Annotated in this window: 24 protein-coding genes; 15 read left to right on the top strand and 9 right to left on the bottom strand. The window is 62.5% G+C overall.

Going from position 1 to position 22,079, the window contains the following annotated elements; all coding sequences use genetic code 11:
- From DD235_RS05985 to DD235_RS05975, 3 genes are all read right to left on the bottom strand, one after another.
- A complete protein-coding gene (locus tag DD235_RS05985) occupies nucleotides 1-1,197 on the bottom strand; it encodes an ABC transporter substrate-binding protein (protein WP_239990057.1) in 1,197 nt (398 codons plus the stop codon).
- Nucleotides 1,198-1,317: 120 nt separating this feature from the next.
- A complete protein-coding gene (locus DD235_RS05980) occupies nucleotides 1,318-2,181 on the bottom strand; it encodes an alpha/beta hydrolase (RefSeq protein WP_109061159.1) in 864 nt (287 codons plus the stop codon).
- The gene (locus DD235_RS05975) at nucleotides 2,174-3,310 is read right to left on the bottom strand and encodes an ABC transporter substrate-binding protein (RefSeq protein WP_109061158.1); all 1,137 of its coding nucleotides are present in this window, start codon (nucleotides 3,308-3,310) and stop codon (nucleotides 2,174-2,176) included. Before DD235_RS05975 ends, DD235_RS05980 begins: the two co-directional genes overlap by 8 nt.
- A 56-nt stretch (nucleotides 3,311-3,366) precedes the next feature.
- Between DD235_RS05975 and DD235_RS05970 the strand changes: the two genes are divergently transcribed.
- From DD235_RS05970 to DD235_RS05925, 10 genes are all read left to right on the top strand, one after another.
- Nucleotides 3,367-4,353, top strand: a complete 987-nt coding sequence (locus DD235_RS05970; protein WP_109061157.1) for a KpsF/GutQ family sugar-phosphate isomerase — start codon at nucleotides 3,367-3,369, stop codon at nucleotides 4,351-4,353.
- A 1-nt stretch (nucleotide 4,354) separates the two neighbouring features.
- Nucleotides 4,355-4,975 (top strand): KdsC family phosphatase, encoded by a 621-nt coding sequence (locus tag DD235_RS05965; protein ID WP_109061156.1) that lies wholly within the window; start codon nucleotides 4,355-4,357, stop codon nucleotides 4,973-4,975.
- Nucleotides 4,976-4,979: 4 nt separating this feature from the next.
- Nucleotides 4,980-5,594 carry an LPS export ABC transporter periplasmic protein LptC gene (gene lptC / locus DD235_RS05960; RefSeq protein ID WP_109061155.1) on the top strand — a complete coding sequence of 205 codons (615 nt, stop codon included), beginning with the start codon at nucleotides 4,980-4,982 and terminating at the stop codon, nucleotides 5,592-5,594.
- A 12-nt stretch (nucleotides 5,595-5,606) separates the two neighbouring features.
- The gene (gene lptA / locus DD235_RS05955; protein ID WP_109061154.1) at nucleotides 5,607-6,209 is read left to right on the top strand and encodes a lipopolysaccharide transport periplasmic protein LptA; all 603 of its coding nucleotides are present in this window, start codon (nucleotides 5,607-5,609) and stop codon (nucleotides 6,207-6,209) included.
- 28 nt (nucleotides 6,210-6,237) lie between these two features.
- On the top strand, nucleotides 6,238-7,020 hold the full coding sequence (gene lptB / locus DD235_RS05950) for an LPS export ABC transporter ATP-binding protein (RefSeq protein WP_109061153.1): 783 nt from the start codon (nucleotides 6,238-6,240) through the stop codon (nucleotides 7,018-7,020).
- A gap of 126 nt (nucleotides 7,021-7,146) precedes the next feature.
- The gene (gene hpf / locus DD235_RS05945) at nucleotides 7,147-7,473 is read left to right on the top strand and encodes a ribosome hibernation-promoting factor, HPF/YfiA family (protein ID WP_109061152.1); all 327 of its coding nucleotides are present in this window, start codon (nucleotides 7,147-7,149) and stop codon (nucleotides 7,471-7,473) included.
- Nucleotides 7,474-7,565: 92 nt separating this feature from the next.
- A complete protein-coding gene (locus DD235_RS05940) occupies nucleotides 7,566-8,021 on the top strand; it encodes a PTS sugar transporter subunit IIA (protein WP_162300425.1) in 456 nt (151 codons plus the stop codon).
- A 24-nt stretch (nucleotides 8,022-8,045) separates the two neighbouring features.
- Nucleotides 8,046-8,978 (top strand): HPr(Ser) kinase/phosphatase, encoded by a 933-nt coding sequence (gene hprK, locus DD235_RS05935; RefSeq protein WP_109061151.1) that lies wholly within the window; start codon nucleotides 8,046-8,048, stop codon nucleotides 8,976-8,978.
- Between the two features lie 65 nt (nucleotides 8,979-9,043).
- The gene (rapZ, locus tag DD235_RS05930) at nucleotides 9,044-9,919 is read left to right on the top strand and encodes an RNase adapter RapZ (protein WP_109061494.1); all 876 of its coding nucleotides are present in this window, start codon (nucleotides 9,044-9,046) and stop codon (nucleotides 9,917-9,919) included.
- A gap of 4 nt (nucleotides 9,920-9,923) precedes the next feature.
- Entirely contained in the window at nucleotides 9,924-10,946 is a 1,023-nt protein-coding gene (locus DD235_RS05925; protein ID WP_109061150.1) for a septal ring lytic transglycosylase RlpA family protein, read from the top strand.
- Between the two features lie 5 nt (nucleotides 10,947-10,951).
- Here DD235_RS05925 and rsmI read toward each other — a convergent pair whose 3' ends face one another.
- Nucleotides 10,952-11,842, bottom strand: coding sequence for a 16S rRNA (cytidine(1402)-2'-O)-methyltransferase (gene rsmI, locus DD235_RS05920; protein WP_239990081.1), 891 nt, complete (start codon nucleotides 11,840-11,842; stop codon nucleotides 10,952-10,954).
- Nucleotides 11,843-12,071: 229 nt separating this feature from the next.
- Between rsmI and DD235_RS05915 the strand changes: the two genes are divergently transcribed.
- Nucleotides 12,072-12,584 carry a YraN family protein gene (locus DD235_RS05915; protein ID WP_109061148.1) on the top strand — a complete coding sequence of 171 codons (513 nt, stop codon included), beginning with the start codon at nucleotides 12,072-12,074 and terminating at the stop codon, nucleotides 12,582-12,584.
- 105 nt (nucleotides 12,585-12,689) lie between these two features.
- On the opposite strand, the gene DD235_RS05910 is transcribed toward DD235_RS05915, so the two are convergent.
- The 4 genes from DD235_RS05910 to DD235_RS05895 all read right to left on the bottom strand — a co-directional run bounded on the left by DD235_RS05910 (nucleotide 12,690) and on the right by DD235_RS05895 (nucleotide 18,258).
- Nucleotides 12,690-14,021: a cytochrome c gene (locus DD235_RS05910; RefSeq protein WP_109061147.1), complete on the bottom strand. Its 1,332-nt coding sequence runs from the start codon at nucleotides 14,019-14,021 to the stop codon at nucleotides 12,690-12,692.
- A gap of 10 nt (nucleotides 14,022-14,031) precedes the next feature.
- On the bottom strand, nucleotides 14,032-14,577 hold the full coding sequence (locus tag DD235_RS05905) for a (2Fe-2S)-binding protein (protein WP_109061146.1): 546 nt from the start codon (nucleotides 14,575-14,577) through the stop codon (nucleotides 14,032-14,034).
- Nucleotides 14,574-17,441 (bottom strand): xanthine dehydrogenase family protein molybdopterin-binding subunit, encoded by a 2,868-nt coding sequence (locus DD235_RS05900; RefSeq protein WP_239990056.1) that lies wholly within the window; start codon nucleotides 17,439-17,441, stop codon nucleotides 14,574-14,576. The genes DD235_RS05905 and DD235_RS05900 overlap by 4 nt, the downstream gene beginning before the upstream one ends.
- Before the next feature lie 208 nt (nucleotides 17,442-17,649).
- A complete protein-coding gene (locus tag DD235_RS05895; RefSeq protein ID WP_239990080.1) occupies nucleotides 17,650-18,258 on the bottom strand; it encodes a nucleotidyltransferase family protein in 609 nt (202 codons plus the stop codon).
- A 96-nt stretch (nucleotides 18,259-18,354) separates the two neighbouring features.
- Here DD235_RS05895 and DD235_RS05890 point away from each other — a divergent pair, with 96 nt between their 5' ends.
- Genes DD235_RS05890 through DD235_RS05875 form a run of 4 tightly spaced genes read left to right on the top strand, consistent with a single transcriptional unit; the run spans nucleotide 18,355 to nucleotide 21,186 of the window.
- Complete coding sequence (locus DD235_RS05890) at nucleotides 18,355-19,338, top strand: XdhC family protein (protein ID WP_109061145.1); 984 nt, start codon at nucleotides 18,355-18,357, stop codon at nucleotides 19,336-19,338.
- A gap of 58 nt (nucleotides 19,339-19,396) precedes the next feature.
- The gene (locus tag DD235_RS05885) at nucleotides 19,397-19,990 is read left to right on the top strand and encodes a phosphoheptose isomerase (protein WP_109061144.1); all 594 of its coding nucleotides are present in this window, start codon (nucleotides 19,397-19,399) and stop codon (nucleotides 19,988-19,990) included.
- Nucleotides 19,987-20,670: a BON domain-containing protein gene (locus DD235_RS05880; RefSeq protein WP_109061143.1), complete on the top strand. Its 684-nt coding sequence runs from the start codon at nucleotides 19,987-19,989 to the stop codon at nucleotides 20,668-20,670. The genes DD235_RS05885 and DD235_RS05880 overlap by 4 nt, the downstream gene beginning before the upstream one ends.
- A gap of 24 nt (nucleotides 20,671-20,694) precedes the next feature.
- Nucleotides 20,695-21,186: a TlpA disulfide reductase family protein gene (locus DD235_RS05875; RefSeq protein ID WP_109061142.1), complete on the top strand. Its 492-nt coding sequence runs from the start codon at nucleotides 20,695-20,697 to the stop codon at nucleotides 21,184-21,186.
- Between the two features lie 95 nt (nucleotides 21,187-21,281).
- On the opposite strand, the gene DD235_RS05870 is transcribed toward DD235_RS05875, so the two are convergent.
- Nucleotides 21,282-22,070, bottom strand: a complete 789-nt coding sequence (locus DD235_RS05870; protein ID WP_109061141.1) for a MetQ/NlpA family ABC transporter substrate-binding protein — start codon at nucleotides 22,068-22,070, stop codon at nucleotides 21,282-21,284.
- Nucleotides 22,071-22,079 lie beyond the last annotated feature (9 nt).

The following is a 22,079-nucleotide window of genomic DNA, read 5'->3' as shown; positions in this document are numbered from 1 at the left end:
TCATGCGCCCGGACCCGGATCCCGCACGCCTTCGTAGGTATGCACAACGGTGTTGAACGGCTTGCCATCTTCGCCCGGACGGACTTCGTTCACGTAGATATCCATGATGGCCTGGTTGTTGCGCGGATCGAAACGCAAGGATCCGAAGGCGGTATCCACCGGGGCATCCAGCAGGCGAGCCTTGAAGGCAGCCGTATCCGACAGATTGCCCGACACCGCCTCGAGGCCGGCCCGGATCACCTGTCCGGTCACATAGCCGGAGGTACTGGCCTCGCCCGGATAGCGACCGCGCAACTGGCGGTAGGCCTCTACGAACCCCGCAGCAGCGGGCGCAGAAGGCGTCTGGTGGAAGGTAGAGACACCGCCCAGCCCGGCATCGCCGGCAGCCGGCAACACGTCTTCCTGGTCGAACAGGGCCCCCGGCCCGAGTACGCGCACCTTGTCCTGCAGCCGGAAGTCGCGCATCTGCTGCAGGAAACGCACGGCATCCGAACCCGCAAAGAAAGCATAGACAAAATCGGGTTGCTGGGCGGCGATATTCATGACCAGCGGCGCGAAGTCGGCCGTGCCCAACGGCGTCCAGAACTGCTTCTGGATTTCGCCGCCATGCGTCTGGTAGGTCTGGATGAAATCACCGATGTACTCCCGGCCTGCCGCATAGTCGGATGCCAGCGTCATGCCACCGCTCTGCGAAACCTGGTCATAGGCCCAGCGAGCACCGGTATGGCCCAGCATCCAGCTGGTCTTGGTCGGCCGGAAAATCAGCGGACTGGCTGCTTCACGCGCCAGCGCATTGGCCGAGGCATTCGACATGAAGGTTGGTACACCGGCATCGGTCACGATATCCCGGATCGCCAGCGCCACCGCCGCGCTGATCACCCCGCAGATGATATCGACACGATCCTGTTCGATCAGCTTGCGGGCCTTGCGCACGCCCTCATCGGGCTTGCCGTGGTCATCCTCGACCAGCAGTTCGACCGGCCGACCGGCCATCTGGCCACCCGACTCGGCAATCAGAAGCTGCAAACCGGCGCGCATGCTCTCGCCCAACGACGAAAACGGCCCGGACAACGAGGTGATCAGGCCGATGCGCACCGGCTGCGCTGCGCCCTGCGCACGCACCCAGGTCGGCAATGCCAGCCCGGCAGCACACCCACCCAGGCCGGCGGCCAGCAGACGCCGGCGCGTCGTCATCATTTTGGGAGCCATTTTTTGCATCAGAGGATTACCGTGAGATTCTTGATGAGAAGCAAACTCATCTATTTTAAACAATTCGTGCCATCAGGCTCTTCACGGAATCTTCACGACAAAACCAGCCTACCAATCCAGCATGCAGTCCAGCGCATAAGGGACCGAGGCATGCAGCATGGCACGATGGTCGCACTCAGGGAAGCCACGAAAATCGACCGCCAGCCCAGGCACTCTGGCCAGCATCTGCCCCATATCGCAGATGATCGGCAACGTCGGGATGCCCTCTGGACGGGCCTGCATCTGTCCGGCTACAAATTCGGCAGGTTTCGGACGCCATTGTTCCTGCCCGCCGGCGGCCAGATAAAGCCGGTGCGGTTGCCTGCCCCAGCCTTCCGGTAGCGTCGCCTCACCGCCTGGCGTCAGGCAGCGGGTCGCGAACGCAGCGGCACGCGACAGAATGTACTGTTCATTCCACCATACCGACGGGCTGACGGCGATATGCCGATCAAAGGCGGCAGGTCGATCAAACAACGCATGCAGCGTGAACAGCCCGCCGTAGGAATGGCCGTAAAGTCCCTGCCTGTGGGCATGTACGCTGAAGTGCCGGGCCAGACGCGGCCGTACCGTACCCAGCACCCAGTCGAGGAACAGGTCGGCACCCCCCGCACGCCGCTCGGGAATACGTGGATCGAAATTGGCCCGGTCAGAGCACAGCGCCGGCGTGTAATCGTAGGCGCGCGCCACGCGCGGGTCGGTCAGCGTCGTCTGGTAACCCAGTCCCACCACCAGCACATCGGGCACGACATTCTGCCCAGCCAGGATGTCGAACACCGCATTGCCATCCAGCATGAACAGCACCGGATAGCCTTCGGGCGGAGGGGGCGCATGCGGTACCCCTACCCTGACCTCCCAGGCATGGATACCATCCGGAGCCTGCTCATGCCACACCTGCACGTCGCGAAAAGGCGTTCGTGCCTGTGTTTCACTCATCGCTGCCGGCCTTGATCAGATAGGTGCCTCGCATCGGCACGGCCAGGAAACGCTCGTTGACAATGTCCAGCGTTTCCTGCGGCGACACATCGGCAAAACGCTCGGGATCGAGCCAGCCGGCCAGCGCCTCGATGAACACCATATGCAGGGGCGAGTCATTGAATGCATGCCAGATGCCATAGGCCCGGCCATCCCGCACCGCCGGCAAGGTAGACAGGCCGCGTGCGCCGACAACCTCGTCCAGGCTCTCGCGTGCCTGTTCCGGCGTAATGCCTGCGCCCATGTGCACGCCACCGCGACGCACGCCCGTCCCGGTCGCCACATAGACCTCGGGATTGCGACTGACAATGTATTCGATGCTCAACTGACCGGTCGGCCCCTTGAGCGTATCGCTGCCGATATTGTGCCCGCCCGCAAAGGTAATCAGGTCATTGAACGTGCCAAAGCCCGGCGAGTTGCAGCAATCGGTGCTGCCGGCATGGGCATGCATGAGCACATTGGGCGGGGCCTTCCCCTCTGCCTGGGCCTGGGCCACCCGCTCACGCACTCGCTGCATCCGCGACTCGTAGAACTCGATGAATGCCTCGGCCCGCTCGGACTGTCCCAGCGCCTGTCCCAGCGCCCGGATGCTGGGTACGGTATTGTTGAGCGGGTCCAGGAAGAAGTCGACAACCAGCACCGGTACGCCCGCCGCCTCGAACGCCTTGATCAGCGGCGACTGGCTCACGTCCCCACCCGGCGGCACGCCGGCAAAGGAAGATGTCAGGATCAGCAGGTCCGGACGCAGCGCCAGCGCCTTCTCGATGGAAAATGTGTCCGGCGTGTGGCGCGCCACCTCGGGCACATCGGCCAGCGCCGGAAAGCGTGCCAGATAATCCTGGTATTCGTTGGAAAAGGCCGTCTTGAATTCGTTGGACCAACCCGCCAGGACACTGGCCGGATCGGGATGAATCAGCGACAGAACAGGCAGATAGCGTGCCTGAGTCAGGACCACCCGCTCGGCAGGCTTGGGCAGCGTCACTTCACGCCCCAGCACATCACGCACCGTGATCGGCTCGGCCTGCGCTGCCGCCATACCCGCAAGCAGCAGGCACACCATGGCCACCACACGTCTGATCAATGAAAACATAGGCCTCTCTCATTCGCCATGCCGCAAACGGCCGATTTTATAATTAAAATCCCCCCATGACCGAAAGCACTTTTTCCGCCGACGCCATCCTGGCCTCGGCGCGACGCACATTGCAGATCGAAGCCCACGCCTTGCACGACATTGAGCAGCGCCTGGGCGACGCCTTCGTGCAGGCCACCCGGCTACTGCTGCAGTGCAAGGGCCGGGTCGTCGTCAGCGGCATCGGCAAATCAGGTCATATTGCCCGCAAGATCGCAGCCACCCTGGCCTCCACCGGCACGCCCGCCTTTTTCGTGCACGCAGCGGAAGCCGTGCATGGTGACCTGGGCATGGTCACGCCACAGGACGTGGTACTTGCACTGTCCTACTCCGGCACGGCACAGGAGCTGCTGACCATCCTGCCCGTACTGCGGCGTCTGGGTATTCCCCTGATCAGTCTGACCGGCAACCCTGACTCCGATCTGGCGCGTGCCGCCGACATTCATCTCGACGGCCACGTCGAGCATGAAGCCTGCCCGCTGAACCTGGCTCCGACCGCCAGCACCACCGTGGCGCTGGCCATCGGCGACGCACTGGCCGTCGCCTGTCTGGAAGCACGGGGCTTCGGTGCCGAGGATTTTGCCCGCTCCCATCCCGGCGGCGCACTGGGCCGACGCCTGCTGACACTGGTCCGAGACGTCATGCGGCAGGGAGAAGCGCTGCCCGCCGTACCCGAGCACACGCCGATTGCAGGCGCGCTCGAAGAGATCTCGCGCAAGGGTATGGGCATGACCGTGATTCTCGATGCAGCCCGCAGGCCGGTCGGCATTTTTACCGATGGGGACCTGCGCCGCCTGATCGAGCGCTCGGGCGATATCCGCAGCCTCGATGTCGAAGCCGGCATGACGCGCGCCCCCCGCACCATTTCACCAGACGCGCTGGCGGTCGATGCCGCCACGTTGATGGATCGTCACCGCCTGAGCCAACTCCTGGTCACAGGCCCCGAAGGACAGTTGATCGGTGCATTGCACATGCACGATCTGCTGGCAGCCAAGGTTGTCTGACATGAGCCACTCTCCCCTTTCCTCCCTCCGCCCCGCCCACCCCGTCGAGGCACAGATCCTGGCGCGCATTCCCGAAAACGTGCGCGAGCGCGCCGCTGCCGTTCGCCTGATGGCCTTCGACATCGACGGCGTACTGACCGACGGCCGCCTCTGGTATGGCGAGCATGGCGAAATCACCAAGTCCTTCCACGCCCTTGATGGGCACGGCATGCGCATGCTGCGAGAGTGCGGCATCACCGTGGCGCTGATCACCGGCCGCGAAGGTTCCATCGCCGCCCGTCGCGCGGCCGAACTCGGCATTGCTGACATCCATCAGGGCGTGCGCGACAAGGGCCGAGTCCTGGCCGATCTCGCACAAAAGCACGGGCTTTCGCTGGAACAGACCGGTTTCATGGGCGATGATCTGATCGACCTGCCAGCGTTCCAGAAAGCCGGCTTCACGGCCAGTGTGTCCAGCGCCCCGTTCTACATCACCCAATCGGTACACTGGATCAGCCAGGCCGCCGGCGGCAATGGCGCAGCCCGCGAATGCTGCGACCTGATCCTGGCCGCGCAGGGCCGCCTGGGCGCATTCCTGCAGACCGGAGGGGCCTCCACGGTGCTGCCCGGCGTACCACAATGACATCATGAAAGACCGACTTCCCGCACTCACCTCGTTCGCACTGTTGATTGCCCTGGCCGGTGGCACCTGGTGGGCGGCCGAATATGCCCAGCAGGCCGTTCCGCTTGACCCGCCTCGCCGGGTCACGCACGAGCCGGACGCCTGGGCCAGCGATTTCGTGCTGCTGCGCACCGATACCGGCGGCATTCCCGTCAACCGACTGGCAGGCACTCACATGCAGCATTTTCCGGATGACGACTCCTACGAGGTCGATCACCCCGTCGCCACTGGCCTGCGCGCCACCAATCCGGTTACAATCGGCACCGCCCGCACCGCCGTCATGGACCAGGGCGGCGCACGCATCACCCTGCGTGGCGATGCCCACCTGCGACGGCTGGCCGATGCCGAGCGTGCCGAACTGAACCTGTACAGCCCCGAACTCATCATCCTGCCCGACGCCGACAAAGCCTACACCGACCTGCCCACGCTGGTTGAACAGGGACGTTCGCAAATGCGGGGCAAGGGGATGCAGTACGATAATTCCAGCCGGATACTGACGGTCGACTCGGCTTCGCAGGTCGACATCGCCCCCAATACGCTGCCGCAGCGCGAAGCCGAATCGCGCGCGGCCCAACCCTGATCCAATCGACTCATGACTGCACGACGCCTGTCTTTCTGTTCCCGCCTCTGTGCCGGCCTGCTGCTGGGCATCATGCTGGTGCCTGCCGCAACCACCGCTCAGGAAGCCGCCGAAGAGCCCAGCACGCAGATCCTGTCGGACTCGCTGCGCTATGACGACATCGGCCGCACCAGCGTCTTCACCGGCAACGTCATCCTGACCCGCGGGCCGATGACCCTCACGGCAGATCGCCTCGACGTGCGCGAGGACGACCAGGGCGTGCGCCACGGCGTTGCCAGCGCAGACAAGGGCAAGCGCGTCCGCATCCGCCAGGAACGCCCGGAACAGTTCGACCTGATCGATGCCAGCGGCCTGCGCGCCGAATACAGCGAAAAGGACGACCAGATCGACCTGATCGGCCAGGCCGTCGTGATCCGCTACATCTGTGGCGAGGCCATGGATACCATCCGCGGCCAGCGTATCCGCTATAACCAGACCACCGGCCTCTACCAGGCCGAAGGCGGTGCCGAATCGGCCGGCCCGGGCCAGCGCGTCCGCTCGATTGCCCAACCACGCTCGCGTGTCGATGCAGCCATCAAGGCCTGCCAGGACAAGAACGCCGCCGCCCGCCCCTGATCCCGGATACCGACTGCCATATACTGCCATGCCTACGCCCGTTTCCGCCTCCGCAGTCCAGGACAACCTGCCCACCGGCCGTCTCTCGGCCACCGGGCTGCGCAAGACCTACCATGGCCGCACCGTTGTCCAGGATGTTTCGCTGGAATTCAGCAGTGGTGAAGTCGTCGGCCTGCTCGGCCCGAATGGTGCCGGCAAGACCACCAGCTTCTACATGATCGTGGGGCTGGTGCCGGCTGATGCCGGGCGCATCACCATCGACGACGACGCCGTCACCGCGATGCCCATGCACCAGCGCGCCCGCATGGGCCTATCCTATCTGCCGCAGGATGCCTCGGTATTCCGACGCCTGACGGTCGAGCAGAACATCCGGGCCGTACTCGAAATCCAGAACGACATCCGGCCGGCCAGCGAACGGCAGGACATCAACGCGCAACTCGAATCCCTGCTAGACGAGCTGCAGATCGGCCATATCCGCCGCAACATGGCCATTTCCCTGTCGGGTGGCGAACGCCGCCGCGTGGAAATCGCCCGCGCACTGGCGACCCGGCCACGCTTCATCCTGCTCGACGAGCCCTTCGCTGGAGTCGACCCGATCGCCGTGATCGAGATCCAGCGCATCGTCCGATTCCTCAAAAGCCGACATATCGGTGTGCTCATCACCGACCACAATGTCCGCGAAACCCTGGGTATCTGCGACCGCGCCTACATCATCAGCGAAGGCTCGGTGCTGACCAGTGGCACCCCCGACGAAATCGTCGATGACCCGGGTGTGCGCCGCGTCTACCTGGGCGAACACTTCCGGATGTAGCCGGCACTTGCCTTCCTGACAAAACGCTTTACACTGGAACTGTGTCAATCAGTCACGCATAGCGTGAATGCCAGACACGGGGCGCTTTGCGCCCATCATTCCTGTCAGCTGCAAGGAGACTGCCGTATGAACCTGACCATCAATGGACACCACCTCGAAGTGACGCCTGCGATCCGCGAATACGTCACCACCAAACTGTCCCGTGTGCTGCGCCGTTTCGACAACGTCATCGACACCCAGGTCATCCTGTCCGTGGAACACCCGCGCCACAAGGCCGAAATCACCATGCGCCTGCCCGGCAAGGACATCCACTGCGAGTCCATCGAGGAAAACCTGTACGCAGCCATCGATCTGGTCATAGACAAGCTGGATCGTCAGGTCGTCAAGCACAAGACCAAGCTGCAGGACCATGCCCACGAGCCGCTCAAACGGCAAGAAGCCAGCGCGGTCTGACCATGACGACGCATTGACCATTTACAACATCGACCCGCATGTGCGGGTTGATGTCTATGTATTTTTTTGCAGTGCGTCATATAATGCCGGCCATGAACCACCTGTCGCGCATCCTGCCCGTTGGCAACATCCTGCTCGACCTGCCCGTCACCAGCAAGAAGCGGGCTTTCGAACAGGCTGGACTGCTATTCGAAAACAACCACGGCATCAGCCGCCTCACGGTCTTTGACAGCCTGTTCTCACGTGAACGACTGGGATCGACTGCACTTGGGCAGGGTGTCGCCGTCCCACACGGCCGTGTCAAGGGTCTGGACAAGACCCTGGCGGCCTTCATCCGGCTCAGCCAGCCGGTTCCCTTCGATGCCCCCGATGGCCAGCCTGTCCGGCTGCTGATGTTCCTGCTGGTCCCCGAGACCGCGACTCAGCAACACCTCGATATCCTGGCCGAACTGGCCCAGTTGCTGTCCAACGGCCAGCTCAGGGAGCAGCTCTGCAACGAAAACGATCCTGCCGTGGTCCACAAGCTGCTGACCAGCGGCACATCCTGACCTTCCATGCCCCACTCGCCGCCCATGCAGATATCCGTCCGTGAACTGATCGAAGAAAACGCCGACGAAGTCGCATTCCGCTGGGTGGCAGGACAGGAAGGTGCGCATCGCATCATCCGCAATCACGAAGGCTCATCTGCGGCTGATCTGGTCGGACATCTCAACCTGACGCACCCTGACCGCATCCAGGTATTCGGCCCTGAAGAAATGGTGTATTTCGCCCGGCTGAGCAACCGACGCCGACTGTTCCGGCTGGCCGGCCTGATGACAGCCGCCGTGCCGGCACTGCTGATCGCCGACGGGCAAGAACCACCTGCCGACCTGATCACCCATTGCAACCAGAACAACCTGCCGCTGCTGGCGACCACGCTGCCGGCCTCCCATGTCATCGAACTGCTGCGCATCTACCTGAGCAAGAAATTTGCGCCCGCCACCACGGTGCACGGCGTGTTCATGGACGTGCTCGGCGTGGGCGTACTGATCACCGGTGAATCCGGCCTGGGCAAAAGCGAACTGGCACTCGAGCTGATTTCACGCGGCCATGGCCTGGTCGCGGACGATGCCGTCGAGTTCCTGCGCATCGCCCCCAACATGATCGAAGGTCGCTGTCCCGCCCTGTTGCAGAATCTGATCGAGGTACGCGGCCTGGGGCTGCTCGATATCCGCACCATATTCGGCGAGGCGTCGGTGCGCCGCAAGATGCGGCTCAAGCTGATCGTCCACCTGATGCGTGCGCTGTCGCCCGAACAATTCGAGCGGTTACCGCTGCAGGACCAGACCCAGGAAATCCTGGGCCTGCCCGTCCTCAAGGTGCAGTTGCAGGTCGCGGCAGGCCGCAACCTTGCCGTACTGGTCGAGGCAGCCGTGCGCAACACCATCCTCAAGTTGCGCGGCATCGACACCCTGCGCGAATTCATGGCGCGCCAGACCCTGGCGATGCAGCAGCACTTCGAATAGCCCGCCTGCCGTCCCAGGACGTAACAGGTCGACACATCTGGACCGTCATGTCACAATCCGATTCCATGATCCACGTCGTTCTGATCACCGGTATGTCCGGCTCCGGCAAGTCCGTTGTCCTGCGTCTGCTCGAAGATGTAGGGTACCTGTGCGTAGACAACCTGCCGGTCCGCTTCCTGCATCAGTTCATCGCCGATGCACGCGATGAGGGCCGCTCTCGCGTAGCGGTTGCCATTGATGTACGTTCGCCCGGCGAGATATCCGACTTGCCGGGCGTGCTGACCGCCCTGCGTGCCATGGGTACGGCACTGCGCGTCATCTTCCTCGATGCCGACAGCGAAACCCTCAAGCAGCGTTACTCGGAATCCCGCCGACGCCATCCGCTCAGCGACCGCCTCACCAACGAAACCGGCACCACGCCGTCGCTGACCCAATGCATCGAGCGGGAACGCCAGATCCTCGAACCGCTGCGCGAGCAGGAACCGCCGATCGACACCTCCGACCTGATGCCGGGGCAATTGCGCAACTGGGTGCGTGATCTGGTCCAGGTCGACTGGCGTCCGCTGGTCCTGACTTTCCAGTCCTTTTCGTACAAGCGTGGCGTACCGCGCGATGCCGATCTGGTCTTCGATGTCCGCTGCCTGCCCAACCCCTACTATGACCGCGACCTGCGCCCCCTCACTGGGCGCGATCCAGGCGTGGCGCAATGGCTGGGCTCCACGCCCAGTGTGGTACAGATGATCGAAGACATCCAGCTGTTCGTGCGCAAGTGGCTGCCGCACTACATGCAGGACACCCGCAGCTATCTCACGATTGCCATCGGCTGCACAGGCGGCCAGCACCGCTCGGTCTATGTCACCGAGCAGCTTGCCCGCTGCTTTGCAGACCATGACCCGGTCCTGATCCGCCATCGTGCCCTGCCCATCCCCAAGTCAGACTGATTCCATGCACGCCGCCCTGTCCCGACTGCTTCATTTCGTCAGCCTTTCGGCCCTGCTGATCATCGCCGGTTGTGGCACATCGGGCTACGTACCGGGCAAAGGTGGCTACTACGAAGACGACGGCCCCGACTCTCGACCGCCTTCGGCCTCGCAACTTGAACGCATCCCTGACGCCACGCCGCGTGTCGAACCACTGGCAAGCGGCCCCAACCGCCCCTACACGGTTCTCGGCAGAAGCTACACGCCAGACACCAGCGGTCGGCCCTACGTCAAGCGCGGCATCGCCTCCTGGTACGGCAAGAAATTTCATGGCAACAAGACCTCCAATGGCGAGATCTATGACATGTATGCCATGACGGCGGCACACCCCACGCTGCCGATTCCCAGCTACGTGCGGGTCACGCGCACCAGCAGCGGCAAGAGTGTCGTCCTGCGGGTCAATGACCGAGGCCCATTCCATGCCGACCGGATCATCGACCTGTCCTATGTGGCAGCACACAAACTCGATCTGATCGGCCCAGGCAGCGGCGAAGTCGTCGTCGAGTGGATTTCCCCGGATGCCATCCGCAATGGTGCCTGGCAACAAGCCGGCAATACTGCCCAGGCCACCGGCAACAGCTATCAGGATGATCCGCCGATTGCCTCGATTTCGCTGGCAGCCCCCGTCAGCACCCCTATCGCACAGGACTCAGGCGTCCAGCAAGGCACTCCTTTGCCTGCCCCAGAGCGCCGTCCAGAACCCGTCGCCACCCCGCAGGCAACGCCCGCCACTGCTTCGCCACGAGCAGCAATTGCGGGCGGCTACGAGGTACAGCTTGGTGCCTTCTCCCAGCACATCAATGCGCAGCGACTGGTCGATCGCATCCAACCTTACCTGCCAGCCGGCAGCCAGACCGCCTATGTCGATGACAGCACGGGACTGCACCGGGTCCGCATCGGCCCGTACAGCAATCTGGGCCAGGCTCAGGAGGCCTCGCGGCAGGTTGCGGATCGTATCGGCATGCCTGCCATTGTCATTTCCCCCTAATCCGCTCAGTCAGCCTGCTTGAGCGCCAGTGCCCGGGCATACAGAACATCCCGGGGTAGCCCCAGGGCCTGGGCAGCAAGGCGTGCGGCATCGCGCACCGAAACACCCCGCAGCAATGCCGACAGCAGTTCATCGGCCTGCTCCAGCGCCTGCCCCCCTTGATCGGCAGCGTCAGCCTGCGCTTCGTGCAATACCAGCACAAACTCACCCTGCAGGCGGTGCGCATCCTGTGCCAGCCAGGCTGCGGCATCCTCCAGTGCCAGAGTTTCGACCTGCTCATAGCGCTTGGTCAGTTCTCGGGCAACCGTGACCAGACGGGCTGCGCCAAAGAGTGCCAGCATATCGTCCAGCATGGCAGCCAGCCGATGAGGGGACTCGAACAGCACCACCGGTACAGGCAGACTGCCCCACTGCCGCAACCAGTTCTGTCTTGCCGTGGCCTTGGACGGCGCAAAACCGGCGAACAGAAACGCGGGGTTTTCATCGGACGTGGCACCGCTGGCCATGAGTGCCGAGATCACCGCACTGGCTCCCGGCACCGGAATCACGCGCAGCCCTGCCGCCCGGACTTCGCGTACGATACGGGCTCCTGGATCGCTGACTGCCGGGGCACCCGCATCGGACACCAGCGCCACACGGGCCCCCTCCCGCAGACGGGCCACGATATTTTGCGCAGCCCCGGCTTCGTTGTGCCGGTGTGCCGCCATCAGCGGCGTCGTCAGCCCCCAGGCATCGAACAGCACCCGCGTCGCCCGCGTATCTTCGGCCGCCACGACATCGGCCTGCGACAGCGCCTGCCAGGCACGCAGGCCCAAGTCACCCAGATTGCCGATGGGCGTCGCCACCACATACAGCGCACCGGCAGGCCAATCCTGGCTGCGCACCCGCTCCAGCATTCGTGCCCACAGCAGCGCCGAGACCTGTCCACTCGCGCCGGTGCCCTCATCCTGTGTGCCGGCAGCACGGGCTTCCACGGTCATTGTCTTTCTCCTGTCTGGCATGATCCGGCTGCGACTCGCTGGCCGCATGTATCGCCCACAGGGTGGGCATAAACGGCACACCCCGCCCCCAATATGGAGCAGGCGGCAGACAATAGTCTTTTCCGGAAAAGCGACAGACTATCACATGGAACATGCCCTGCATCTCTGCCGACTCGCCCGGGCGCGTCAACCTCGTCGGCTGCGGCGACAACCTGCCACGGCCGGAGACATCGAATTCCTCGCTGGGTCGCCACACTCGGATGAACCAGCCAACGGCCCAGGCCGGGCACCGCGACAACGCATCGGAGCCCAGGCCGAAACACGAGCAGCAACACTGCTGCAAAAACAGGGCATGCGCCTCATCGCCCGCAACCTGCGCTGCCGCCTGGGTGAAATCGATCTGGTCATGCTGGATGCACAGACTCTGGTCTTCGTGGAGGTTCGCCACCGCAACCATGCCCGCTACGGCAGCGCTGCCGACAGCATTACCCGGCACAAGCAATTGCGGCTGATCCGGGCTGCCCGATATTTTCTGCCCAGACTGAATGCTCGGCTGCAACTCCCGGCTACGCCGGCCTGCCGCTTCGATGTCGTGCTGGAAGATGGCGCGCCCACTCCTGTCTGGATCCGCCAGGCCTTTGAGTGCCCATCGGATTAAGGATGCATGGCCTTCATTTTTCAGTGATTGGAGCCGATCCCCCAGCGCCTGCTCATCACCTCATCAACACGAGGCCACGAGCAGGAACCAAGGAAACCGCACCGACTACTGTGCGCTGCGGCTGGCCGCCTCGACCTGACTGGCAGAAACAGGAGCCGACTGCCCTCCCCACTCCGTGCGCAGCCATGTGCTCAGCTCTGCCACCTGAGTCGTATTCAACTGGTCACGGAAGGGCGGCATGGCATACATGCGCTGTCCACCGGGAAACACCTGTGTGGGAATCCCGTGCAGCACGGCATAGAGCGTATTCACGGGGTCCGGCATGGCGAGCGTGGCATTGCCTCGCATGGCTGGAGCCACGTTCGGAATGCCCTCACCCTGCGCCCCATGACAGCCTGCGCAGGCCGACATGTAGAGACGGCGACCGATCTGCAGACCACTGTCGGCATCTGCATCAGCACCCGCCTGTGATACTGGAGCCACCGAGGCCGGAGCCGGGGATGGCGCAGGAGCAGGAGCCACGATCTTGCCGGTATCGTCCGTCATAAGATAGGTAGCGATCGCCTCGACATCCTCCGCCTGCATGGCACTGGTCGAAAAATGCACTACCGTATACATCCCACCGAATGCCGTTCCCTGCGGCGCAATGCCGGTTCGCAGATACTGGGCAAGCGTAGCCTGATCGAACCCAACCCGTGCCAGGCCTTCGGCCGTGATGTCAGGGGCATTCATGCCATCGACGCTGCCCCCCTGCAGATCGCGGGAAAAATCGACGCCCATCATGACATTGCGAGGTGTATGGCAGGCTCCGCAATGGCCCAGCCCCTGGACCAGATAGGCACCACGCAGCCACTGTTCGGAGCGATCCGGTACAGCCGGCACTTCGCGCTCCGGGAAGTTCAGCAGCGCCCAGAAGTTCATGAAAGGCCGCACAGGGAATTCGAATACGCCCGTATTCTCGACATTCTCCACCGCCATCGGCGGGATGCTCATCAGATAGGCATAAAGCGCATCAATGTCTTCAGGCGTCGTGATCTGCGTGAAAACATAGGGCATCGCCGGGTACAGGTTGCGATTGCCGGGTGCAATGCCATCGCGTAATACCCGATGGAAATCCGCACGCGTATATTGACCGATACCGTAGGTAGGATCCGGCGTGATATTGGTCGAATACAGCGTGCCGAATGGCGTACCGATCGGTACGCCACCAGCCCCGCGCGGCCCCTGGGTCTGGGAATGACAGCCGAAACAGTCACCGGCCAGCGCCAGTTCCCGCCCTCTCGGCAGCAGGCGCTGCACTTCCTCGGCGGTCAGCGGGGTGTCGACGTCGGAAGCCACCGATGAAGAACGAAATGCCCCCAGCAGGATGGCCAGTGCCACCACGGCCCCCAGTACCAGCACGATCAGAATGCCATTGCGCAATTTATGATTTTTCATGACACGCCCCTCAATCCACGACGCAGCCAGGCGTGGCCAGGGCCAGATCCCGAACGGCCTCGTAGTAGCGCACGTAGCCGGTGCAACGGCAGATATGATCGTTGAGCGCATCCTCGATGGCGCTTTCCAGGTCGCTGCGCTTGACAGGTTCGCGCTGCAGGCGCTCCATGAACACGGTCGCCCCCGCCACGAACCCCGACGTACAGTAGCCGCACTGGAAGGAAAAGTGATCGATGAACGCTTTCTGCACCGGCGTGATGTCCGTCACCTCGCCCGAAGGGCCGTGCGTGGCATGTCCCTCGATGGTCCGGATGGACTTTCCGTTGAAGAAATGAGCGTCGAAAATACAGGTGCGCAATTCAGTGCTGGAGCCGTCTGCATGCAGCTCCATGATGGTACAGGCGTGACAGATGCCCTGCCCGCAACCGAAATGGGTGCCGGTCAGGTTCAGATAATCATGGAGAAAGTCGATCATGGGCATACCGACCGGTACCGCCACGGGACCGACCTGTTTGCCGTTGATCATCAGGGTCAACATTTGAGTCTCGATACTCATGACAGTGCCTTTTTGATTTTTTCAGGAGTAACCGGCAGTGCATAGAAGCGCTTGCCGATTGCATGGGTAATGGCATTGCCGGTTGCGGCAATGATGGGGATCATCACGACTTCGCCCATGCCCTTGGAGGGCGAAGTCTCGGAAAGCGGTGCGAGATAGTCGGCCGTCTGGCTCCAGACAGCCACATCCCTGGCGCGCGGCAAAGTATAACGGTTGAAATTCCAGGTGCCGTCGCCCGGCCCATCTTCGTAGAGCGGCAGTTCTTCCATCAGGGCATGGCCGATGCCCATCGCCGTGCCACCCTGCAGTTGCCCGGACACCAGTTCCGGCACCACCACGGTGCCGGGATCCAGCAGCGTATGATGCTGCATGATCTCTACCTGTCCGGTGAATGTATTGACGTTGAGTTCAACGATACAGGCTGCGGGCGTATAGGTCGTTACGCCGGCATTATTGCGCTGCGTCGGCGGAAACTGTACGTTGCTGCGCCGAATGTAATCGTAGCCCCCCACGGTCATCCGCTGTTTCAGCGCGGCCGGCGCACCGTCGCCATAGCGCACGGCCAGGGCATCGACAGGCAGGGTAAGGTGCCCGATGCCGGGAATATCGAATTCTGCCCGAGCCCATTCCCAGCGGCTGAAACAATGCAGCGACACACCGGTAACCAGCCCCATTTCATGCGCCTTGCGCGCCAGTTGCTCGAACGGGATCGGCGACATGCCGCCACCGCCGATGCCCCCCGGAAACGCCCGCAGGTCGGCCAGCGTCACTTCGCCACTGGCGATCTGCCCACCGCTCTCACCTTCGCTCCAGATCGCACGCGCCGCTGGCCACAGCGCATGTTCGAGCAGGAACTGTGCAGCCTGGCTCGTTCCGAAGCCAATAAAATAGGCACTGTTGGAAGCGCTCATGGCTGGCAGGATGAACGGCACCCAAAACGGGTCCTTCTGCAGGTCGTCCTGTTGCGCCTGCGTGATGGTATAGGGTTCGAAATTGCTGACCAGGGGCAAGGAGGCAAACGCCGTTTCACCGAAATAGGCCTCGTCCGGCACCTTGCCCAGTATTCGGCCCACAAGAACCTGCTGGGCCGTCGTCGCACCGGTACCGATTTCCTGCACACAGTGACGCATGGTCAGCTTGCCCTCGGCATCAAACGCCAGGGTCAATGCGCTTGTATCAGCACCCGAACCATAGTCTTTCTGGACCTGCGCAAACCCCACGCCATAACGGCGACCGGGATGAGCGGCGTCGTATTGTGCCTTGGCCTGCGCACGGTTACGCCAGACCGGATGCTCGGCTGCGCGATCCAGCATCTCGACATTGCGCGGATCACCCAGCTGGACGGCCCCCTGGGTATTCGGGTAGCCGGCCCGCAGGGCATTGCGCCGTCGCAACTCGATGGCATCCATGTCCAGTTCGGCAGCGATCTCGTCCACCATTAGCTCGGTAATGGTCATGACCTGCAATGTCCCGTAGCCTCGCATGGAACCTGCCTCGACTGCAGCCGTAGCCAGCGCCATCGAGCCCAGATCTGATTTCGGGAAATAATAGATGGATTGCGCTGCCGTGGCTGCCACCTGGGCCACAGAAAACGAGAAGTTGGCCCGCCCGCCGCCATTGCAGTTGTAGAACCCCTTCATGATCTCGAACTGGCCCGTCTTGCGGTCCGCCGTGATCGTCACATCCATCTGAATGGAGTGGCGTTTCATGCCCATCTGGAACTGCTCGTAGCGGTCATTGGCCATGCGCACGGGCCGGCCATTGCCGTAAAAACAGGCTGCGATCGTGTAGAACGGGAAAATCGAATGGTCCTTCGAGCCATAGCCGACCGTCGTACCGCTCAACAACTCGATTTTTTCGACCGGGAAACGGGTATTGCCCTTGACCATCAATGCTGCCACCCGTGCCACCTCGTAGGGTGACTGGGCTGCAATCAGCAGATGCAGGGTGCGCGTCTCGGCATCGTACCAGGCATTGCCATTGTCCGGCTCCAATGCGCTGGGATCAATGGACTGCGAAAAAGCCTGCCGTTGCAGCACAAACTTGTCGCCGTCAGCGCGTGCGGCCTCGATGTCTTGCTCGATCAGCACGGCCGCTTCCATGCCGCGCTGCATCGGTTCGTAAGTTTCATGCGCGACCTTGATCGGATCGCGCACCCCACCACCGCCGCGATGCTTGAGCACGACAGACTGGGGTACGAAAATCCCCTTGCCATCGGCTGGCGGCCAGGTCGGAGCATCCCCATCGAAGCCGCCCCAGATCACGGCATCCTGCATCGGAGAAAATTCCGGGGGATCGGTCGGCGTGGCCCCCCCGATCCGGACATAACGTGCTGCCCCATAATTGGCCGGCGGCTTGAAACCCGTCTCCTGTCCGTACAGCACCGCCCCTTTCTCGAACCGAAGCATGCGCTTGGCCGCCTCGAAGCGGTCGAAGTCGTCATACACCAGCAGCGCCACGGGCTGCCCGTACATCGGCGGTGTGGTGCCCTTGGGTGTCAGGAAATCCTTGCCATAGAACTCTGTCACGAGGTCAGCTGGCTGCGGAACCGCAACACCATCGCGGGCCATGTCTTCATGCAACACCAGGCGATCCGGCTGCAGGTCCGGCCCCAGCATCGACAGATCGACGCCCTCGAAAGTCCGGTCCGCACGCGTGGCCTTGAGGAAAAAGGCATGCGACTGGGCCTCGGGCCAGCCCGGCAAATCCTTGGCCCGGAAGTCGCGGGCAAAGACTTTTGCCCCCGTGACCTTGCGCACGGCATCCCAGCGGTAACGTGCCTGGCCATCGGTCCCCATCCATTCCAGCCCATGCCTGCCGGAATGAACCTCCAGAGCCTCGGCCAGAGGCAGGCGGCCGAACATAACCGTGATCCCAGCGAATGTGCCTAACTTGATAAAGCTGCGGCGTGAAATCCCTTCCCGTATGCCCATGTTGTCCATCCTTGGTGTTGGTTAGGTGGCAGCTTTCTTGCATACCGAATGAATGATGTATGTCATTCAGTATGACGAAATTACCCTTGATAACAATGCGTGGTTATACCAACGCGACTGTCATATCACCAGCAAAGGATTACAAACTATCGAGATCTGGAGGGCCAACCAAATCAGCAGGCACATCGATATCGTGCAAGACACCGTCATCGCTCACGTCAACCCATTGCACTGGATGCCTGTCAAACAGGCCTCGTGCACCCTGATCGCCAGACAGGGCGGCCAACTCAGGCAAGCAACTCGCGCGAAAGCCGACCGGGTGCCCGCGCCGGCCATGCCGAACCGGAGCCACGACCGGAGCCTCGTGCAATGCAGCCTTCACTTTTTCATAAGTATCGCGACGTATCCAGGGCATATCTGCCAGGGCCACGACAACGGCCGGCAATTGCTCTGGATCGCGCGCTTGCAGATAATGCGCCGCAGCCGCCAGGCTGGCCCCCATGCCCTGGCTGGCCAGTTCCGTCTCAAGCACGTGACATCCTGACATTTCCAGACACGCCCGCAAGGCAGGCCTGCCTGGACGCACCACGGCCACGACCCAGTCTACGGATCGGTGCAGATTGGCAGCACTGGTTTCGGCGACGTAGCGCCCATCTGCAAGCCGGGCCAGCAGCTTGTCCGCCCCCGGTGCCTGCTGCGCAAAACGCCGGCCCTCGCCGGCGGCGAGGAGGATGCCCACACACGACATCGGCGCGGTGGATATGAGGTGTGGACTTTCGACATTGGACATGCGCTTTAGTATATATTCAACGCCTTCCAAACCATAGGACATAGGACGCTCCGCATGAATGCCCTGGATCTGGACGTACTGCAACGCGCCCGCGACTGGGTCAGACGCGGCCACACCACCCACCTGGTGACCGTCGTGCAAACCTGGGGATCCGCCCCCCGCCAGCCGGGAGCCATGCTAGCCGTCCGTGCCGATGGCCATGTCGTGGGATCAGTCTCGGGTGGCTGCATCGAGGATGACCTGATCGTGCGCGCCCGCGAGAGCACGCTGCCGGCGGAGCCCGCCAGCCTGACATATGGCCTCACGCAAGAAGAAGCCAACCGTTTCGGCCTGCCCTGTGGTGGCACACTGCGCCTGGTCTGCGAACCGCTGGCCGACACCTGTTGGCTCGATCCGGTGCTGGACGCCATTCAGGCGCACCAATCCATCCTGCGCACCCTGGATATGCAGACCGGTCTCTCCAGCCTGCAGCCTGCAACCCCCGATGACAGTCCGGGGCTCGGTGACGGGTTATTCCGCAGTGTCTATGGCCCGCGCTGGCATCTGCTCATCATTGGTGCCAACCAGACCGCGCGCGTCCTGTCGTCGATTGCCGCCACGCTGGATTTCCATGTCACGGTCTGCGACCCACGCGAAGAATTCTTCCAGGAATGGCAGGAGCCTCGTACCACGCTGAGCACACTGATGCCCGACGATGCCGTGCTCGAACTTGATATCGATACACGCACCGCCATCGTGGCACTGACCCACGACCCCAAGCTCGACGACATGGCATTGCTTGAAGCCCTGAAATCGCCGGCCTTCTACGTGGGTGCCCTTGGCTCCCGGGTCAATCAGGAAAAGCGGCGCGCACGGCTGGCACTGTTTGACCTCACACCGGTCCAGATTGCGCGCCTGCGGGGCCCGGTCGGCCTGCGCATTGCCAGTCGCACCCCCGCCGAAATCGCCGTTGCCATCGCCGCAGAGCTGATTCTGGTCCGCAACACGGCAGGGACTGAACAGGAGCACACAGACAGCACAGGCCGTCACGTCTGCTGACACCGGTATATCAAAAGCGGGGTATATTTCTTCTTTGGCATCATGAAACTCTCCCGCCATGGATATGACCTCACGCATCAGCGGCCACTTTCGCGACAGCATCGCACTGCTCGAACAAAGCATTCTCGCCCTTTCCGAACCTACTGCCGCAGGTGTGGACCTGCTGTTCTCGGCACTGATGAACGACGGCAAGATCCTGGCCTGCGGCAATGGTGGCTCCGCCGCCGATGCCCAGCACTTCATCGCCGAACTGGTCGGCCGCTTCGAGCGTGACCGACTGCCCCTGGCCGGCGTCGCACTCAATACCGACACGTCCATCATGACGGCGATCGCCAACGACTACAGCTACGACCAGATTTTCGAACGGCAGGTCACCGCACTGGGCCGTCCGGGCGACGTCCTGGTCGCCATTTCCACCAGCGGGAACTCCGAGAACGTATTGCGGTCAATAGATGCAGCCCATGAGCGCGAAATGCGAGTCATCGCGCTAACCGGCAAGGGCGGCGGCCGGATCGGTACGCGGCTCGGCCCCGAAGACATACACCTTTGCGTTCCGCACGATCGCACCATGCGCATCCAGGAAGTCCATATCCTGCTGCTGCATGCACTGTGTGATGGCGTGGACGCCTACCTGCTAGGAGACCCGGCATGATCAAGTCACAATCTGCCCGCCGCCTGCCCGGCACCCTCGCCCTTTGCGGCGTTCTCGCGGCCACCACCCTGTCCGCCTGCGCCCCGCTGATCGTCGGCGGCGCTGCCGCCACCACTGCCGTGGTCGTCACCGACCGCCGCACGGCTGGCACGCAGCTCGAAGACCAGAGCATTGCCATCAAAGTCGACAGCGCCGAAGCCCAGCACTTCGGTGATCGCGCCCGCATCAATGCTTCTGCCTACCAGCACCGTGTCCTGTTGACCGGAGATGTCGCCAACCAAACGGACAAGGACGAAGCCACACGCGTCGCCCAAGGTGTCGAAAACGTCAAGGAAGTCATCAATCAGCTCAACATCGGCCCGCCGGCCAGCTTCAGCGAGCGCTCGGGCAACTCCTGGCTGGCCTCCAAGGTACGGACCACGCTGATCAATACCCGCGATGTCCCATCCCGCACCATCACCGTCACCGCCGAACGCGGCGTCGTCTACCTGATGGGTCGCGTCACCCAGCACGAAGGCAATCTGGCAGCCGCCGCTGCCGCCAGCGTGTCGGGCGTCCGCGAGGTCGTCAAACTGTTCGAGATTCTGACGCCGGAAGAAGCCGCCCGTCTGGCCGAAGAACAACGCAAGGCCGAGACAAAACGCCAACAGGAAAGCCAGGCTGAAACCATCACCCCTTGACCCTTCGCAGATAAACACGCCATCGTGAAAAAAATAATCGCTGCAGTTGCCCTGGCCGCCGTTGCCGGCGTAGCCGCCTGGTTCTTCCTGCCAGGCAAGACGCCGGCCCCCCAGGTCACGTTCAATCTCATGAATGGCCAGTCCGTCACCACGGATGACCTGCGTGGCAAGGTCACACTGGTCAAATTCTGGGCCACGAGTTGCGTCACCTGCGTCAAGCAGATGCCCGACAACATCGACTACTACAACACCTATCACGACAAGGGCTTCGACATGATCGCCGTGGCCATGCGCTACGACCCGCCCAGTTATGTCGAAAACTTTATCGAGACGCGCCAGTTGCCCTTTCCTGTCGCCCTCGACAAGAACGGCGAGCTGGCCGAGGCGTTCGGCGACATCCGGCTGACCCCCGTAGCCTTCCTGATCGATCGTCAGGGCAATATCGTCAAGCGTTACCTGGGCGAATACGACAAGAAAGAATTCCTCGCGACGCTGGAAAAAGCGCTGGCAGGCTGACCGGGGCAAGCTCGCCCCAAAAGGGGCCGGGCCCGGCGAAAAAAATGGCTGCCTCATTGGCAGCCATTTTCGATAGTTCACAAAGAACTAGACCATCAGAACGCCGGCACGACAGCACCCTTGTACTTTTCCAGGATGAAAGCCTTGACCTCGGGCGAATGCAGCACCTCGATCAGGGTCTGCACATCGGCACTGTCCTTGTTGTCGGGACGCGCTGCCACCAGGTTGGCATAGGGCGAATCCGAACCTTCGATCAGCAAGGCATCCGTGGTCGGGACCAGGCCGGCTTCCAGCGCATAGTTGGTATTGATCAGCGCGACATCCACGTCCTCCAGCACGCGCGGCAGCGTGGCGGCCTCAAGCTCGCGGAATTTCAGCTTGCGGGGATTCTCGGCCACGTCGCGTGCCGTCGCCAGGATGTTGGACGGATCCTTGAGCGTAATCAGCCCGGCTTTCTGCAGCAGGAGCAGCGCCCGGCCGCCGTTCGAGGGGTCGTTGGGAATCGCCACGGTCGCACCATCCTTCAACTCGGCAAGATCCTTGATCTTGCGCGAGTAGATGCCGAACGGCTCGACATGGACCAAGCCGACGCTGACCAGATCCGTGCCACGATCCTTGTTGAAGGTGTCGAGATAGGGCTGATGCTGGAAGAAATTGACGTCCAGTTGCTTCTCGAAGACCTGCAGGTTGGGCTGCACGTAGTCATTGAAAACCTTGATGTCCAGTTCGACACCCTGCTTGGCCAGCTCGGGCTTGGCGAATTCGAGGATCTCCGCATGCGGCACCGGCGTTGCCGCCACAGACAGCTTGCCGGCAAAACTGGCCGATGCGCTCACAGCCAGGACCGAGGCGCCCAGCGCCACCACGAGTTGCTTCAGTTTCATAGGTTTCTC

Origin of the sequence: Corticimicrobacter populi (assembly GCF_003123725.1) — a bacterium.
In the GTDB taxonomy this organism is placed as follows: Bacteria; Pseudomonadota; Gammaproteobacteria; order Burkholderiales; family Burkholderiaceae_B; genus Corticimicrobacter; species Corticimicrobacter populi.
Note: the sequence above shows the minus strand (reverse complement) of the source record. Positions and strands in the feature narration are given on the sequence as shown.

Bases quoted from the DNA above. Each gene is read 5' to 3' on its own strand.
- DD235_RS05970 (WP_109061157.1), top strand. From the start codon at position 3,367: ATGACCGAAAGCACTTTTTCCGCCGACGCCATCCTGGCCTCGGCGCGA.
- DD235_RS05890 (WP_109061145.1), top strand. From the start codon at position 18,355: ATGAATGCCCTGGATCTGGACGTACTGCAACGCGCCCGCGACTGGGTC.
- DD235_RS05895 (WP_239990080.1), bottom strand. From the start codon at position 18,258: ATGTCGTGTGTGGGCATCCTCCTCGCCGCCGGCGAGGGCCGGCGTTTT.
- hpf (WP_109061152.1), top strand. From the start codon at position 7,147: ATGAACCTGACCATCAATGGACACCACCTCGAAGTGACGCCTGCGATC.
- DD235_RS05900 (WP_239990056.1), bottom strand. From the start codon at position 17,441: ATGTTCGGCCGCCTGCCTCTGGCCGAGGCTCTGGAGGTTCATTCCGGC.
- DD235_RS05905 (WP_109061146.1), bottom strand. From the start codon at position 14,577: ATGAGTATCGAGACTCAAATGTTGACCCTGATGATCAACGGCAAACAG.
- lptA (WP_109061154.1), top strand. From the start codon at position 5,607: ATGACTGCACGACGCCTGTCTTTCTGTTCCCGCCTCTGTGCCGGCCTG.
- lptB (WP_109061153.1), top strand. From the start codon at position 6,238: ATGCCTACGCCCGTTTCCGCCTCCGCAGTCCAGGACAACCTGCCCACC.
- DD235_RS05985 (WP_239990057.1), bottom strand. From the start codon at position 1,197: ATGATGACGACGCGCCGGCGTCTGCTGGCCGCCGGCCTGGGTGGGTGT.
- DD235_RS05975 (WP_109061158.1), bottom strand. From the start codon at position 3,310: ATGTTTTCATTGATCAGACGTGTGGTGGCCATGGTGTGCCTGCTGCTT.
- rapZ (WP_109061494.1), top strand. From the start codon at position 9,044: ATGATCCACGTCGTTCTGATCACCGGTATGTCCGGCTCCGGCAAGTCC.
- rsmI (WP_239990081.1), bottom strand. From the start codon at position 11,842: ATGCTGGAGCGGGTGCGCAGCCAGGATTGGCCTGCCGGTGCGCTGTAT.
- DD235_RS05915 (WP_109061148.1), top strand. From the start codon at position 12,072: ATGGAACATGCCCTGCATCTCTGCCGACTCGCCCGGGCGCGTCAACCT.
- hprK (WP_109061151.1), top strand. From the start codon at position 8,046: ATGCAGATATCCGTCCGTGAACTGATCGAAGAAAACGCCGACGAAGTC.
- DD235_RS05870 (WP_109061141.1), bottom strand. From the start codon at position 22,070: ATGAAACTGAAGCAACTCGTGGTGGCGCTGGGCGCCTCGGTCCTGGCT.
- DD235_RS05940 (WP_162300425.1), top strand. From the start codon at position 7,566: ATGAACCACCTGTCGCGCATCCTGCCCGTTGGCAACATCCTGCTCGAC.
- DD235_RS05980 (WP_109061159.1), bottom strand. From the start codon at position 2,181: ATGAGTGAAACACAGGCACGAACGCCTTTTCGCGACGTGCAGGTGTGG.
- DD235_RS05910 (WP_109061147.1), bottom strand. From the start codon at position 14,021: ATGAAAAATCATAAATTGCGCAATGGCATTCTGATCGTGCTGGTACTG.
- DD235_RS05965 (WP_109061156.1), top strand. From the start codon at position 4,355: ATGAGCCACTCTCCCCTTTCCTCCCTCCGCCCCGCCCACCCCGTCGAG.
- DD235_RS05925 (WP_109061150.1), top strand. From the start codon at position 9,924: ATGCACGCCGCCCTGTCCCGACTGCTTCATTTCGTCAGCCTTTCGGCC.
- DD235_RS05885 (WP_109061144.1), top strand. From the start codon at position 19,397: ATGGATATGACCTCACGCATCAGCGGCCACTTTCGCGACAGCATCGCA.
- DD235_RS05880 (WP_109061143.1), top strand. From the start codon at position 19,987: ATGATCAAGTCACAATCTGCCCGCCGCCTGCCCGGCACCCTCGCCCTT.
- lptC (WP_109061155.1), top strand. From the start codon at position 4,980: ATGAAAGACCGACTTCCCGCACTCACCTCGTTCGCACTGTTGATTGCC.